Source organism: Tardiphaga sp. (assembly GCF_044336785.1).
Classification (GTDB): domain Bacteria; phylum Pseudomonadota; class Alphaproteobacteria; order Rhizobiales; family Xanthobacteraceae; genus Tardiphaga.
On sequence record NZ_JBIIOT010000113.1, the window covers coordinates 1 to 14,965 of the forward strand.

The 14,965-nt window shown below is 59.5% G+C and carries 12 protein-coding genes; 9 read left to right on the forward strand and 3 right to left on the reverse strand.

Going from position 1 to position 14,965, the window contains the following annotated elements:
- On the reverse strand, positions 1-705 hold a 705-nt coding region (locus ACIQ2A_RS22585; protein WP_398483609.1), incomplete at its 3' end, for a DUF3108 domain-containing protein.
- Positions 706-1,193: 488 nt separating this feature from the next.
- Between ACIQ2A_RS22585 and rpmB the strand changes: the two genes are divergently transcribed.
- From rpmB to ACIQ2A_RS22615, 6 genes are all read left to right on the forward strand, one after another.
- The gene (rpmB, locus tag ACIQ2A_RS22590) at positions 1,194-1,493 is read left to right on the forward strand and encodes a 50S ribosomal protein L28 (protein ID WP_398483611.1); all 300 of its coding nucleotides are present in this window, start codon (positions 1,194-1,196) and stop codon (positions 1,491-1,493) included.
- A 268-nt stretch (positions 1,494-1,761) separates the two neighbouring features.
- A complete protein-coding gene (locus tag ACIQ2A_RS22595; protein WP_398483614.1) occupies positions 1,762-2,568 on the forward strand; it encodes a DNA adenine methylase in 807 nt (268 codons plus the stop codon).
- On the forward strand, positions 2,565-3,770 hold the full coding sequence (locus ACIQ2A_RS22600; RefSeq protein ID WP_398483616.1) for a metallophosphoesterase family protein: 1,206 nt from the start codon (positions 2,565-2,567) through the stop codon (positions 3,768-3,770). Before ACIQ2A_RS22595 ends, ACIQ2A_RS22600 begins: the two co-directional genes overlap by 4 nt.
- Entirely contained in the window at positions 3,767-5,680 is a 1,914-nt protein-coding gene (locus ACIQ2A_RS22605) for a hypothetical protein (RefSeq protein ID WP_398483618.1), read from the forward strand. Before ACIQ2A_RS22600 ends, ACIQ2A_RS22605 begins: the two co-directional genes overlap by 4 nt.
- Complete coding sequence (locus ACIQ2A_RS22610) at positions 5,677-6,630, forward strand: hypothetical protein (protein WP_398483620.1); 954 nt, start codon at positions 5,677-5,679, stop codon at positions 6,628-6,630. The genes ACIQ2A_RS22605 and ACIQ2A_RS22610 overlap by 4 nt, the downstream gene beginning before the upstream one ends.
- 178 nt (positions 6,631-6,808) lie before the next feature.
- On the forward strand, positions 6,809-7,135 hold the full coding sequence (locus ACIQ2A_RS22615) for a PepSY domain-containing protein (protein ID WP_398483622.1): 327 nt from the start codon (positions 6,809-6,811) through the stop codon (positions 7,133-7,135).
- A 236-nt stretch (positions 7,136-7,371) separates the two neighbouring features.
- Here ACIQ2A_RS22615 and ACIQ2A_RS22620 read toward each other — a convergent pair whose 3' ends face one another.
- Together ACIQ2A_RS22620 and ACIQ2A_RS22625 are read right to left on the reverse strand one after the other, a co-directional pair.
- Entirely contained in the window at positions 7,372-8,004 is a 633-nt protein-coding gene (locus tag ACIQ2A_RS22620) for an HAD-IA family hydrolase (RefSeq protein ID WP_398483624.1), read from the reverse strand.
- Between the two features lie 183 nt (positions 8,005-8,187).
- Positions 8,188-9,099: an AraC family transcriptional regulator N-terminal domain-containing protein gene (locus ACIQ2A_RS22625; RefSeq protein ID WP_398483626.1), complete on the reverse strand. Its 912-nt coding sequence runs from the start codon at positions 9,097-9,099 to the stop codon at positions 8,188-8,190.
- Positions 9,100-9,378: 279 nt separating this feature from the next.
- On the opposite strand from ACIQ2A_RS22625, the gene ACIQ2A_RS22630 reads away from it, so the two are divergent.
- From ACIQ2A_RS22630 to ACIQ2A_RS22640, 3 genes are all read left to right on the forward strand, one after another.
- A complete protein-coding gene (locus tag ACIQ2A_RS22630; RefSeq protein WP_398483628.1) occupies positions 9,379-10,041 on the forward strand; it encodes an SDR family NAD(P)-dependent oxidoreductase in 663 nt (220 codons plus the stop codon).
- 187 nt (positions 10,042-10,228) lie between these two features.
- A complete protein-coding gene (locus ACIQ2A_RS22635; RefSeq protein ID WP_398483630.1) occupies positions 10,229-11,716 on the forward strand; it encodes a diguanylate cyclase in 1,488 nt (495 codons plus the stop codon).
- A 412-nt stretch (positions 11,717-12,128) separates the two neighbouring features.
- On the forward strand, positions 12,129-14,792 hold the full coding sequence (locus tag ACIQ2A_RS22640; RefSeq protein ID WP_398483632.1) for an EAL domain-containing protein: 2,664 nt from the start codon (positions 12,129-12,131) through the stop codon (positions 14,790-14,792).
- Positions 14,793-14,965 lie beyond the last annotated feature (173 nt).

Genomic DNA, 14,965 nt, shown 5'->3' on the forward strand with positions numbered 1-14,965 from the left:
CGTCACGCGATAAGGCACCAGAATCCGCGTGCCGGCGATCGGCACCAGCCAGGCTTCCATGTTGCGCTGGGCGGCGAGATATTTGATGGCGGCGCGGTCCGGCACATAGCCGGCGATGGGCGTGAAATAGACGGCGCAGACGATCGCCGGGCCGTGATAGCCCTTCTCGGCCTTCACCTGCTCCATCCGCTTGTAATCGAGCTTGATGTCATAGCGCATGCGGCCGTCGAAGATCGACGTGCCGGTGCGGCACGAATCCGGCGCCAGCAGGTTGCCGGTGCCGGGCACGGACAGCAGCGAGCCCGTCATCGGATCGATCACATTGCGCCGATGCGCATCGGTGACCGGGATGCGCTCGGGATCGTCCGGCAGCTCCGGCTCGATGGAAAACTCTTTCACATAGCCGAGCGCGATCTGCATCTTGATCGCCTCGGACTTCTTCGCCGAGGTGGTGGTGGCGGCATAATTGGTGGGGCCGAGCTGGCCCGCGACCACGCGCCCCTGCGCCTGGCCAAAGCCCGACCCGCCGGAAAACGCCTTCAGCAGCCCCGCAGTGCCGCCGGTCGCCGCCGCGCTGTATTGATCCTCGGTGATGTCGATGGCCCAGGTGCCGCGGCCGACGGGAATCCCCGCGAGGCTGGCTTCATATTTGGCCTCGACCTTGCCCTGCGCCACGGCCGGCCGGCTATCGGCGAGCGCGCCCATGGCGCTGAGCCCGGCCAGAAGCCACAGCGCGAAGCCTGATCGAAAAGGAGTTTTGCGGGGGCCGGGGCAACGCACGTTCTGTCTTACCTCACGTCTCGTCATCCGGGGCCGGTGGTGCGGCATATGAATACGGCTCGGTGCGCCAATGCGCATGGGCAAAGCATGTCTATGCGTGTCCGGCTGGAATACGTCCTTTATATGATGGGAACCAGACGCGTTTCCAACCACTTCGCTGTGGTATCCGCCGCCGAGACCGGCTATAGCGGGGGCGTTGCCAGCGCGGCCCCTTGCAAAGCGGGCCGGTTCCGGCGGGTGTCATCCCAATCCGTGGCGTGCGTGCCAAGTCTTTTGGTCCATGTCATTGGTGTGACTCGTCTTGACGTTTGCAGCTCCAAACCCTATACGTCCGCGGCTCCTGAAATGGACGTGATTTTTGAACCCCTGCCCGGCCTGATGGTCGCAGGCGGGGATGACAGAGGATTTTCGCCATGTCCCGGCGTTGTGAACTGACACTGAAGGGCCCGCAGGTCGGCCACAAGGTGAGCCATTCGAACATCAAGACCAAGCGCCGGTTTCTGCCGAACCTGGTCAATGTGACCTTCATCTCGGACGTGCTCGGCCGCGGCATTCGCCTGCGCGTGTCGGCCAATGCCGTGAAGTCGGTGGACCACCGCGGTGGTTTCGACGCTTACCTGATCGCGGCCAAGGAGAGCGAGCTCTCCGCCAAGGCCGTGCTGCTCAAGCGCGCCATCGAAAAGAAGAAGACCACGGAAGCCAAGGCTGCCTGAGGCTTGAGGGCGGCGTGAGCTGCCTGAGCTTGAGGATGCCGCGCTGATAAGGCGCAGCTTCGTATCGGAATAACAAAACGGCCGGATCGCGAGATCCGGCCGTTTTGTTGTCTTGTCGCATGGCGCGCAAGAGCTGTTAACAAGTCCGAGTATGTCCGAAATTTCTGGTAACGGACGACCAACAGCCACAGCTCTAGCTTGCATCGCCTCTTTGGACGACTAAGCTAGCTTTCGTTCTTTCCTAAAATTGTGCTGAAAGTGCTTTTGCGTGAGACCACTTTTACGATGGGCAGGAAGCAAACGGCAAATGCTGCAGCCGTTACGTGACTTCTTTCCAACTGAAAGTGCTTACACATACATCGAGCCTTTCTGCGGCTCTGCAGCACTGTTCTTTGATAGACGACCACCGAAAGCAGTGTTGGCCGACATCAACGCCGATCTAATCAATTTCTACAGGTCAGTCCGCCAACATCCTACAGACGTTTTCGAGATCGCTTCAAAGCTTAGAAGATCGAAAACAACATACCTGCGAATTCGTCAGGCGATCGCGAGCGAACCCGACAACATTAAACGCGCAGCTTACTTCTATTACTTGAATCGGAACTGCTTCAACGGCCTATATCGAACGAATAAGCAAGGCACGTTCAACGTACCGTTTTCGGAATCTCGCACCGGCCGAATGCTCACTTGGGAAGACTTTTCCGAAAGCGCAGGAGCTCTAAAAACAGCAACCATTCACGTTCAAGATTTTGAATCACTCATTCGAGACAATCTCACACCGCAATCTTTCTTTTTCCTCGATCCACCTTACGCGGTCGAACGGCGCGCACCATTCGTCGACTACAACGGCCAAGCATTTAATAGCACTGACCTAACTCGCCTATTGAGTTGCTTGCGAGCAATTGATGACTCGGGCGGCCGATTTGTTCTCACCTACGACAGTGCGCTGGCAGAAAAGTTCTTGCTTCGAAAGAAGTGGAAGCAGTTTGAGATCGTCGTGCGACGAAATATCAGCGGATTCTCAGCTGCAAGGAAGAATGCAATTGAAGTCCTAACGACGAATTTCGCCCTATGACACGAATTCTAGTACTCAGCGATCTGCACGCATATCGTCCGGTCGAAAACCAGAACCGAGAGCCCTCGTTCTTAATCGCGTCAACGCGCGACAATCCAACAAATCCTATTAGAGCCATCCCCGCTATCTTGCAGGAGGCAAACCTAACGGTTGATTGGATTCTGTGCCCTGGAGACATCGCTGATCAAGCTGATCCGGACGCTCAGTCCTTCGCTTGGGCTGAGCTTGTCGAGCTAAAAAAGCAGGTCAAAGCGAAACTTTTGCTCGCCACAGCGGGAAATCACGATGTCGATTCTAGGCTAAAGTTCAGCAGCTTTGATCCGAAAGGACACCTTCAAGCACTGTCACCTCCCTTTCCAGGGCACAAAGAAGTCGCCGACAAGTATTGGGCTCGCAATTACCATATTCACACGCAAGACACAGTGCGATTGGTGAACCTGAACAGCGCCGCTTTTCACGGCTTTCATTCTGATGAAAAAGGGCCGGACGCTGAATTTCGCCATGGGCGAATTAGTGATCGAACGATCGAGGCGATTATAAAGGAAGTTCGGCAACAAGAATTCGCGATCAATATTCTATTTACTCATCATCATCCTTACAGGAATGACGAGATCTACGACAAAGACTACAGTGAAATGATACTAGGCGGTAAGCTCGCCGCCGCTCTATCAGATGCAACTTCTTCGCATTGGCTGATAATTCATGGGCACCAGCATTTTCCAATGCTGAAGTATGGTCCAGCTACAGCTTTTCCTCCCGTTATTTTCTCTGCGGGCAGCGTATCAGCCAAGATCACATCTCCAGAGTCTGCGGAAGCGCCCAACCAGTTTTATCATTTAACGATCGAGACTGATCCGACACGCACGGCCGGCTGGGGTCCATGCGGCACGATCCGAGCATGGTCGTGGCTTCATCGCCGGGAATGGCAACCGACTCCAGAAGGTCAAAACATTCCTGATGGAGCGGGCTTTGGCTGTCGAGACAACGTGCAGTCAATCGCCCAAGCAATCTCTTCGCACGTAGCGACACGCAACTCGCCTATCACGATAGACGAACTTTACGTCGTTTACCCGCAACTCCAATTTGTTGTTCGAAAGGTATTCGACGAAGTCGTAAAAGCACTGAAGGCGCTGAACATTCGCTGCACAATTACAAAACCCTTCGGCTTAAGCGAATTAAGAAAAGAAGCGGTGAAGCGATGAATGACCCCTTCGAGTCATACAATGCGCGGTTCGTTGACCCGCAAACAGTCGCACAGACCTTCATTCTCCGCGATAGGGAGTTTACTTCTCTTTGTGAGCAGACCAATTCTTTGCTCATCGGACCTCGCGGAAGCGGGAAAACTACCCTACTGAAGATGCTCAAAGTAGGAGCGCAAATCGCATGGAAGAATCGAACGCAAGCGAATAGCTTACGCCGGTTCAATTTCTGCCCAATATATGTTGGAGCGGAAAGACAGCTCGATATCGTTGTTGGACACCCAGCAACGCTTAAGAATCGATCATCTATCGGGCTTTTATCAAAAGCGCTTCTCTCTTTTAGAGTGAAATTTGCTTGCCTTGACACAGCGCAGGAGATCTCAAACTCGAAGTTGCGCGACATAGAGAATATGTCCCACCAATTCGTCGAGCTGACCGGAAAAGAAGCTTCAATCTGTCGCTCTCTCTCTCTGGTTTGGGACTTGGGCGAAGAGACCTTATCTTTTTTAGAAGTTCGACTGCGGCTGTATTGGCAGCTCAGTGAAATGAACCGCTACCTTGCTCGAATAAAGTATGGCTCAGAAATAAGCCCTGAAGAGATAATGAAGGAGGCTCAGTACCTCTCGCATGATCCGGTAGGAAGCTGCGAATCGTTCATTTCAATCTTCAACACAGTCATCGATCAAACGGCAAAAAGCTGGGCTCTTTGCGTCGATGAAGTGGAGATTATGCCTGACGATTTACAGAACTACCTTTTTGCCTGTTTCCGCTCACGAGAGCAGAGATTGTTGCTGAAACTTGCAACAAGCCCATACTCGAAAATTGATTGGCAAGGCCTTGGCACCGATCGACCAACCGCGGGAAGCGATTACACCGCAATCAACCTTGGCTTTACCACCAAACATGACAGCAAGAGGAACGACGCTCGCAGATTTAGCTCTCAACTTCTTGAAGCGCTCATACAGCACGAGGGGCGCCTAAAAAAGGGAGATAAACGACCACGAGGAACACAAGTTCTTGGCCGATCGCCGATTACAGAGGCGAATACATCTCCCGACCAGCGAGATGCATACAAGCCTGAAAATGGAATACACTATCTTCGCTTCAAGGCCTTAATAGAACGCGACATTGGATTTCGCCAATTTGCGCGAGACCGACATATTGATATCGAGAAGCTTCACTCAGGAAGCGAAAATAAACGAGCAAGCCAGGCTCGGAAGTATATCTGGCAAGTGGCATGCCGCTTGGAGTATGGCCCCACAAATCAATTTGTTCGTCCAGATCGAACAATTGGCGACAGACCGCCTAGCAGAAAGGCTTTCGCTGACATTTACCTTGGTTACGATTCGTTACTTACAATGTGCGAGGGAAATCCGCGCATTACCATCTCGCTAATGAGGCCGCTGGTTCGACGGTTCTTCGGCACATCTCGAAGCATCCCACTCGAAGATCAGTCTTCGTTGGTGGAAGAAACAGTAGCAAAGTTTGTCTCGCTACTATCGACAATCCGCGTTGCTGATCCCAACGGCCAACTGCAGGATATGTCGCTGGTTGATCTCATGGATACAATCGGGAAGTACTTCTCGGGTGAGGTCAATGGCCCTGAATTTAGACCAGAGCCACCTCTGACCTTTAAGATCGATAAGACCGTTCCTAACGAGTTTGTCGAAGCTTTGGGTGCCGCCATCAATCAGGGCGCGTTCATTATGTTGTCCGATGAGAGCGGGCTGTTCGATCACGGATCTATCAAAGATGCTCGCTTACGGTTCTCGTACCTTCTTTGTCCGCTTTACCACCTTCCTCTCACGTTAGGCAGCCAAGTCAATTTGAGCACCATCTTGAAGAGCAAGCGCCTTAGACCATCTCGCCGGCCGCTAACTCAAGACGATCTGTTTAACAGGCAGCAAACATGAACGCTCGATTCGCGGTTCGAAATTTCAAGCGAAAACTCAACGAAATATCCAATGCCGTTTTTGTCTACTGCATCGGCTACGAAACTCGTTCTCGACATGCTGCAGAGCAAGGTAGTTGGGCCGCGGATAATGTTATTGCCGTTGAGTATTCCGAAAGCCAAATACTCTCTTTTGAAGAGAACCGCGCCTACGCAAAGAAATGCCAGTTTCGGATTGTTTCAGATCTTGAGCCATCCGTCGAGCAAGCCATCGCGGAGCGCATTGAAAACAGCCGCGCCAAGGGCATGAAAGCGAGTATTGCCATTGATGTTTCGTCAATGGACCGCTCATTAATGGCTAGAGTCTTGTTTGCTGCAACAGACAAATTGAAGAACAACGAAACGCTAGTCGTATTGTATTCGCCTTCCCGCTTCACTGAACCTACGCGCGACTTAGTACCGATCCGCGCCCTCGCCGCAGCTCACCCCGAGCTTTCGGGTCAAGTCGCTCCACCCGATACTAGCCGTATCGTTCTACTCGGTATTGGCTATGAGTACGGCGTGTCGCTCAACATTCTAGAAACCCACGAGCCAGATATCGCGTTCATTTTTCGGCCGAACGGCATCGACCCTAGTTTTTCGGAAGCACTGCTTCATGCAAACTTTGGGTTCGACTTTGGGGATCGAAACTATGATATCGTTGACTATTATCTCGATGATATGGCGGGTGCTTACGACGACATCTCGAACCTGATGGCGACGGGAAAGCATGGCAGTTCGATTGTTTCGGTTCCTATGGGACCGAAGATATTGAGTGCAGTTATGATACTCGCTGGACGCCTTCATAAGCCGCACGTTTCCGTTTTGCGGTACTCGGTTGCTCGAGTTGACAACTATGTCGACGCTCACCCCGCTGGTGCGGTGCTGGGCATAACCGTTACCATTTTGAAACGCGAAATCGACGAGCACTGAGTTTCGATCAAGCAAAACTCGATGCAGCAAATTTAGATTTTATCGAGCACCAAATCGCCCCATTTCCCTGCGGAACTCCCCTGCCGCCACCTGCGTTCGTATTCCCGACGCGCTGCTGTGTGCGGTGCACTTCGCCCGCGCGGCGAAGCGATCAGGTGATGTGATGAGGAGATTTCCGATGCAACAGATGCTGCGAAAAGCCCTGCTTCCGATGCTGGCTGCGGGCGCGCTCAGCGCCGCGGTGCCGGCCATGGCGGCCGATGTCTATGTGCGCGATCGCGCGCCGCGCGTCGGCGTCGCCGTGCCGGTGATGCCGGCCGGGCCGCTGACGGTCGAACAGGCGGTGCAGGTCGCCTATGGCATCGGCGTGGTCGAGGTGAAGGACACCCATTTCGACGGCGACGAATGGGAGATCAAGGGCCGCGACCGCTATGGCAAATGGATCGAGGTCGATATCGACGCGCGCACCGGTGAAGTGCGCAACGTGGATCGCTCGATTATCTGATGCGGGTGGGAGAGTGAGGCGAGAGCGGCGCGCTGGAAGGCGCGCCGTTTTCTTTTTAGTTGAAGCGCAGGGGCCGATGGACTCCCTCCCCCAAGCGAAGCGCAGCGGGGAGGGTCCGCCGATAGGCGGGGGTGGGGTCTCTCCCAACGTGACGTCAGAGTTTGGGGAAGCACCCCACCCTGACCCTCCCCGCTGCGCGGCTGCGCCGCTTGAGGGAGGGGACACTGCTGTCCGCGCTAGCGCAGCTGCAATCCCGTCGCCGCTTCCAGCTCCGCCAGCGCTTGTGCGGCCCCCGTCACCTTGATCGTCGTCATGCCGAGCTCGCGGGCGGGCTTGAGGTTGACGCCGAGGTCGTCGAGATAGACGCAGGTCTTCGGATCCACGCCGAGCTTCTCCGTCATCATCGTGTAGATGCGCGGATCGGGTTTGCGCAGGCCTATCTTGGCGGACTCGATGACGTGATCGAACAGCACCATCACCTCCGCCACATAGAGCGCGCGGCCGTCCGTCGAGCCCATCGCATTGGCCGGCAGGTTGTTGGTGATGCAGCCGGTCTTGAACTGCGCCTTGATGCGGCGGAGCGCGTCCACCATTTCGGGGCGGATCTCGCCCTTCAGCAGCTTCACCACCTCGCGGCCGCGGACTTCGGCGCCGAGGGCTCTGGATTCTTCCGCGAAGAGGGTGTCGAAGGCGGCGAGGTCGATCTCGGCGCGCTCGAATTTCGCCCAGGCGTTGTCATGATGGTTCTGCGCATTGGTGCGGCGGATGATGTCCGCGGGCAGGCCGTGGCTCTGCTCGTAATGCGCAAAGGCCTCGAACGGCGATGAGGTGATGACGCCGCCGAAATCGAAGATCACTGCAGAGATCATGGGGTTTCCTGGTGTTTATTTTGCTGTGCCGGTCGTGGGCGCCTCTCCCCGCATGCGGGGAGAGGCGGGGTGAGGGGGCTCTCCGCTTGCTCCGAGCCGGCGGAGAGCCCCCGCACCCGCCCGGCTCCGCTTCGCTACGCCGGACGACCTCTCCCCGCAAGCGGGGCGAGGTTAGGAACGGCGCTACTCGGCGGCGCGCTGCTCCAGCACGGCCATGCCGCTGCGGGGGCCGAGATCGCGCAGCGGCGACGCGCCATAGAGCCGCGCATATTCGCGGGAGAATTGCGACGGGCTCTGATAGCCCACCGCATAGCCGGCCGAGCCGACATCGAGGCGCTCCACCAGCATGAGACGGCGCGCCTCCACCAGGCGGAGCTGCTTCTGATACTGCATCGGCGTCATCGCGGTGACGGTCTTGAAATTATGATGCAGCGAACTCTCGCTCATGCCGACATTGTCGGCGAGATCCTCGATCCGCAGCGGCCGCGTGTAGTTTTCGCGCAGCCAGGCGATGGCGCGGGCGACCTTGTTGCTCGGGCTCTCGGCCAGCGCGATCTGGCGCAACCGGGCGCCATAGGGGCCGACCAGCAGGCGATACAGCACCTCCTGCTCCAGCAGCGGCGCCATCACCGGGATGTCCTGCGGGCGATCGAGCAGACGCGCCAGGCGGAGTGCTGCGTCGAGCAGGTCGTCGGAGGCACGCGCCACGGCGAGGCCGCGCTCGGGCACGGAGGCGGCGGGCTGGGTAAAGCCGTTGCCGAAACGCGCCAGCACGTCATGCAGCTGGCGCGGATCGATGATCAGGCCGAGGCCGAGATGCGGCTCCGCCTCGGAGGCATCGACGACGCAGGACGACACCGGCAGGTCGTGCGAGACCAGAAGATAATCGCCGACGCCATATTCATGGGCCTCGTTGCCGAGGGTGAGCCGCTTGCGGCCCTGCATCACCAGGCCGAAACAGGGCGACTGGGCGGAGTGGGTGAGTTCGGTGGGGGCGGTCTGGCGCTTCAGGAACAGGCCGCGGATCGGGGTCGCCATATCCTCCGTGGCGTTCCGGGCAATGATGTCGCGGAATTCGGCAATCCGGTCGAGCATGGACAAACCCCTCATGGTGCTGGCCTTTTGGGCCGGGTTGGATCTAGCAACGGCGGTGCGGCAGGGGAATGGCGGGGCGATCACATTTGCAGGATCGTGCATGACATCCGCAGGATCGGCCTAACGCTGCACCGCGGCGATTTGCGATAAGGGAGATGCGCCAGACCGGTGACCGCCGGGTTGCCCGAGGGCCCCCGGATCGCGGTGACGCCGCCTCTTCTCTCTCACCGACATTCTTCACGCGATAGCCGCGTGGATATCAAAGACAGGGATCATGCCATGACACGATTGGCGGGACAGGTTGCGCTCGTCACGCATGCAGGGAGCGGCATCGGTGCCGCGATCGCCCGCCGGCTCGCCGCCGAGGGCGCCTGCGTGGTGGTCAGCCACAAGGACGATCACGACGGCGCATCACGGCTGGTGGCCGACATCATCTGGCGCGGCGGCTGCGCCATGGCCGTGCAGGGCGACGTCGCCCACTGGCCGGACGTGCGGCGGCTGTTCGCCGACACCGTCGCGACCTTCGGCGGGCTCGACATCCTGGTCAACGACACCCGCCAGAGCGACGAGACCCATCTGTTCGGCGCCATGCTGATGAGCCAGGAGGCGGTGCGGCTGTTCGGCCCGGATGGCGGCGCCATCATCAATCTCACCACCCTCGCCCGCTGCGACCTCGCCCCCGAGGCTCCACCGGACATGGCGGTGGATACGCTGACCGTCGGCCTCGCCCGCGCGTTCGGTGGCCGCAATATCCGGGTGCATGCCATTGCGCCGGGCGCATTGGGGCCGCAGGAGCCGGCGGAGATCGACGTGCTGGACGGCGCTGCGCGCAGCCGGCAATTCGTGGCGCTGCCCCGGCGCGCGACGCCGGATGCGGTGGCCCGGCTGGCGGCGGATCTCGCCAGCGAGACCAGGCACGCACCGCTGATGGCCGCCGGGTGAGCGGATTTGTGCGGCAGGCGGCTGCAGAGTTCCGCCTGCCCACAATCGCGTACCGCGTTTTCACCGAGCGTTAACTGCCGCCGGTAAATTGCCGCCAACTGGCCGTGCGCTGTCGCGCTGGTGTCAAATAAATACACAGTCGGGTGCTAAAGGAGGGGCGATTGTAATAGCATCCCTTTGCCCGACGATGATTGCGAACACAGACATCAAACCGACATGGCGACTTTCTCCGCGCTGGCTGGTGGCCGCGGCGGTGACGATCGTGGTCGGCTTTTCGCTGATCTGCGGCAGCGTGCTGCTCACCATGCGGCGCGGCGACGAGAAGCTGGCGCAGCAGACCCTCGGCAACCTCGCCTCCTCCATCGATGCCGAGATCGCGCGCAATCTCGAACTCTATGACATGTCGATGCGCAACGTCGCCAACAACATGACCTCGCCCGAGCTGGTCGAGGTGTCACGCAATGTGCGGCAGATGGTGCTGTTCGACTATGCCGCCACCGCGCGCCATTTCGGCAATATCCAGGTGCTGGATGCCGGCGGCAATGTCACCCTGGATTCCACCACGCTCGACCCGCAGCCGCAGAACTTCGCCGATGCGGAGTTCTTCACCACCCATCAGCGCGACCCGCTGTTCGGCCTCTATATCTCGCGGCCGATGCAGCATAACGGCGCCTATGGCATCGTGCTGAGCCGCCGCATTGCTGCCCGTGACGGCCAGTTTCTCGGCGTCGTCACCGGCTTCATCCATTACAGCTATTTCGACGAGATCGTCGCACGCCTGCAACTGGAGCGGAGCGACATGATCTCGGTGCTGCGGCAGGACGGCGTGCTGATCGCACGCTCGCCCTTCGACAGGGCTCTGATCGGCCGCGATCTCAGCCGGTTGCCGGCGGTGCAGCGCGCACTGGCCTTTTTCTCCGGCAGCCATCTCGGCGAAGCCGCCAGTGATGGCGTCTCGCGCCTCTATGTCTGGCGCGACAGTTCGCATCCGCTGTTCGTGATGGTCGGCCGTTCCACCGATGTCATCTTCGGCCAGTGGCGCAAGGAGGCGATGCAGATCGGCGGCGCCATGGGGGCACTCGCTTTGATCGCCAGCATGCTGATGCTGGTGCTGGCGCGCGAGATGAAGAAGCGCGCCGCCATGGAAGACGAGATGGCGCGCCTCGCCATGACCGACGGTCTCACCGGCCTGGCCAATCGCCGCCGCTTCGACATCGTGATCGAGAAGGAATGGCAGCGCGCCAACCGCGCGCAGCAACCGATCTCGCTGCTGATGATCGATGCCGATCACTTCAAGGCCTTCAATGATCGCTACGGCCATCAGGCCGGCGACCTCGTCCTGTGCGGTATCGCCTGGAGCATCGCCCGCCACGGCAAGCGCGCCAGCGATTGCGCCGCGCGCTATGGTGGCGAGGAATTCGCGCTGATCCTGCCCGGCCTGTCGCTGCATGATGCGATCGAGCTCGGCGAGCGCATCCGCCGCGAAATCGGCAGCATCGAGCGCGAGGGCATGACGCCCACCACCATCAGCGTCGGCGCAGCATGCCTGGTGCCATCCGCGCAGAATTCGATGATGGAACTCATCAACAAGGCCGACACGGCGCTCTACGCCGCCAAGTCACTGGGCCGCAACCAGACCTATCCGAGCAGCGCACGCAGCAGCCTCGCGGCCTAGTTCCGCCGTGTCAGGGCTGTTGCCTATCAAGTGCGAGAGGTATTTCGCGGCCATCCTTCGAGACGCGGCCCAAGAAGGCCGCTCCTCAGGATAAGGGAAGAGTGTGGCTCCGCAGAAGACCCTCATGGTGAGGAGCCCGCGAAGCGGGCGTCTCGAACCATGGAGGCCGGGCACGATCGTCATCGGCGCTCCGCCATGAGCAATAGCCCTGTCGGCCTGGAGAGACGCAGAGCTGCCAACCGTCACTTCTTTACGGTTGTAATTAACTCCTCATTCACCTGACTTCCTAACCTCGCTGCTACTTCTGGGAGGGTATCCATATCCTCATAAGGGTGAGGGCATGGGTTTGCAGCCTGGGGGACAAGTGGAGGACGCGCGTAACACACCGTTCGTGCCGGGCGTTCGTGGCGCGATGCCGCGACGCGGCGTGGTGCGTTCGCTGATCGTGGCTGGCGCGCTGCTGGTCATCGCCATCGTCATCGGCACCACGATGACCGTGAACAGTTTCCGCCAACGCGCCCTCGACAACAGCAAGCGCGAACTCGAAAATACCGTGCTGCTGCTGCAGAACCATTTCGACCAGCAGTTCCAGGAGCTACAGCGCATCCAGAAGGGCATGCGCGCGCAACTGATGACTGACGGCATCATGACGCCGGAGAGCTTCGCCAACGCGCTCTCAGGCTTCGAAGCGCATCTGATGCTGAAGTCGAAACTCGACGACGAATTCGCCGGCGAGCTGACGGTGATCGACGCCAAGGGACACCTCATCAACTGGTCGGGCTCATGGCCACCGCCAGATGCCAGCATGGCCGACCGTGATTATTTCGAGATCATCAAGGCGCAGAGCTTCCGCGACGAAGAAATCGTGCGGCCGGTGTTGAGCAAGCTCACCGGAAAGTGGAAGACCGTGTTCGCGCGCCGCATCAACGGCCCGCGCGGCGAATTCTTCGGGGTGATCACCCGCGGCATCGAACCCGTGCATATGGAGAAATTCTTCGCCTCGGTCTCGCTCGGCGACAACGCCACCGTGTCCATGTTCCATCGCGACGGCACATTGCTGGCGCGCTATCCGAAAGCCGATCATGCGATCGGGCGCAGATTCTCCGGCAGCCCGCTGCTGGAACATCTGCGCTACAGCAGCGATCCGGTGACCATCCGCACCGTGAGCCCGATCGACAACACCGACCGCATTGGCGCCATGCGGCTGCTGAAGGAATTTCCCATCGCGCTGATCGCCACGTCATCCGTCGAGGGCGTGCTGGCAGACTGGCGTAGCCAGACCAAGTTCCTGATCTTCCTCGCGACGGGTTCGACCCTGCTGCTGACGGGCTTTCTCTTCCTTATCATCCGGCATATCCGCCGGCAAAGCGAGAACGCACAGCGTGAATTGACGCTGGAGAAGAACCGGCTGGCGACCGCCATCAACAACATGACGCAGGGCCTGCTGCTGTTCGATGCCGATGCACGCATCGTGGTCTGCAACCAGCGCTATCTCGATATGTATCACCTGTCGAGCGATGTGATCGTACCCGGCCTGTCGTTCCGCGAGGTGATCGCCCATCGCAAGGAGACAGGCTCCTTTGTCGGCGATATCGACGCCTATGTCGATGCGATCATGCGCGATGTCGGCCGCTCGCATACGCAATTCATGCAGACCTCCGACGGTCGCTCGATCCAGATCCTGTCGCAGCCGGTGGCCGATGGCGGCTGGGTGGCGACCCATGAAGACATCACCGAACGGCGCGAAGCCGAAGAGCGCATCGCGCATCTCGCCCATTACGACGCGCTGACGGACCTGCCGAACCGCACGCTGTTCCGCAACGAGCTCGAACGCGAGCTGAAACGCGTCAGCCGCGGCGCGCAATGCGCGGTGCTCTATATCGACATCGACGAATTCAAGAGCATCAATGATTCGCTCGGCCATCCCGTGGGCGACGAGCTGCTGAAGGAAATCGCGCGCCGGCTGCGGCTCTGCGTGCGCGGCTCCGATGTGGTGGCCCGGCTCGGCGGCGACGAATTCGCCATCGTGCAGACCAATGTCAGCGCCCATTCCGACATCACCGATCTGGTCGGCCGCATCTATACGGCGATCCGCGAACCCCATGAATGCCTCGGCCACCGCCTGCTCACCGATGCGTCCATCGGCATCGCCATGGCCCCGCGCGACGGCACCGATCTCGACGAGCTGCTGAAGAATGCCGATCTCGCAATGTATGGCGCCAAGGCCGAAGGTCGCCGCACCTTCCGCTTCTTCGAACCGCAGATGAATGCCAAGGCCAAGGCGCGGCGCATGCTGGAGCTCGACCTGCGCGAGGCCATCGCCGATGGCGGCTTCGAAGCGGGCGGTTTCGAGGTCTATTACCAGCCGCTGCTGAACCTGCGTGACGACAGCGTGGTCGGCTGCGAGGCGCTGCTGCGCTGGCACCATCCGGAGCGCGGCATGATCTCGCCGGCCGATTTCATTCCGGTGGCCGAGGAGATCGGCGTGATCAGCCAGCTCGGCGAATGGGTGCTTGCGACCGCATGCCAGGAAGCGACGAACTGGCCGGATGACATTCGCATCGCCATCAATGTCTCGCCGGCGCAATTCCGCGGCGCATCGCTGCCGCTGAAGGTGGCGTCGGCCCTCGCCGCCTCGGGCCTGCCGGCACGGCGGCTGGAGCTTGAGATCACCGAAGCCGTGCTGATCCGCGACGACGAGACAGCACTCGGGATCATGCAGGACCTGCGCGAGATCGGCGTCCGCATCGCGCTGGACGATTTCGGCACCGGCTATTCCAGCCTGAGCTATCTGCAACGTTTCCCGTTCGACAAGATCAAGATCGACCGCAGCTTTGTGACCGATATCGCCGATGCCCATGGATCGTCGTCGATCGTGCAGGCGGTGGTGAATATCGCGGCGTCACGGCAGATGACGACCACCGCGGAAGGCGTCGAGACCCTGCCGCAAAAGGAACTGCTGCGCGCTTTGGGTTGCACGGAAATGCAGGGCTATCTGTTCAGCAAGCCGAAGCCGGCGAAGGACGTGCGGGAATTGCTGGGGCGTGGAACGGCGCGGGCCGGAGCGGCGGCGTAGCGCGCTCTTCCAGTTTGCTCGGGAGCCCTGGGGACCCCCATCCCCGGCCCTTCCCCGCAAGGGGGAAGGGAAAGAGGTCTGAGCTCCATTGCTCTGTTCGAACTCGAGTTTGGTTATGAACATTTAAGCCAAAAGCACCGCCCGCAGTGCCCCCTTCCCCCTTGCGGGGAAGG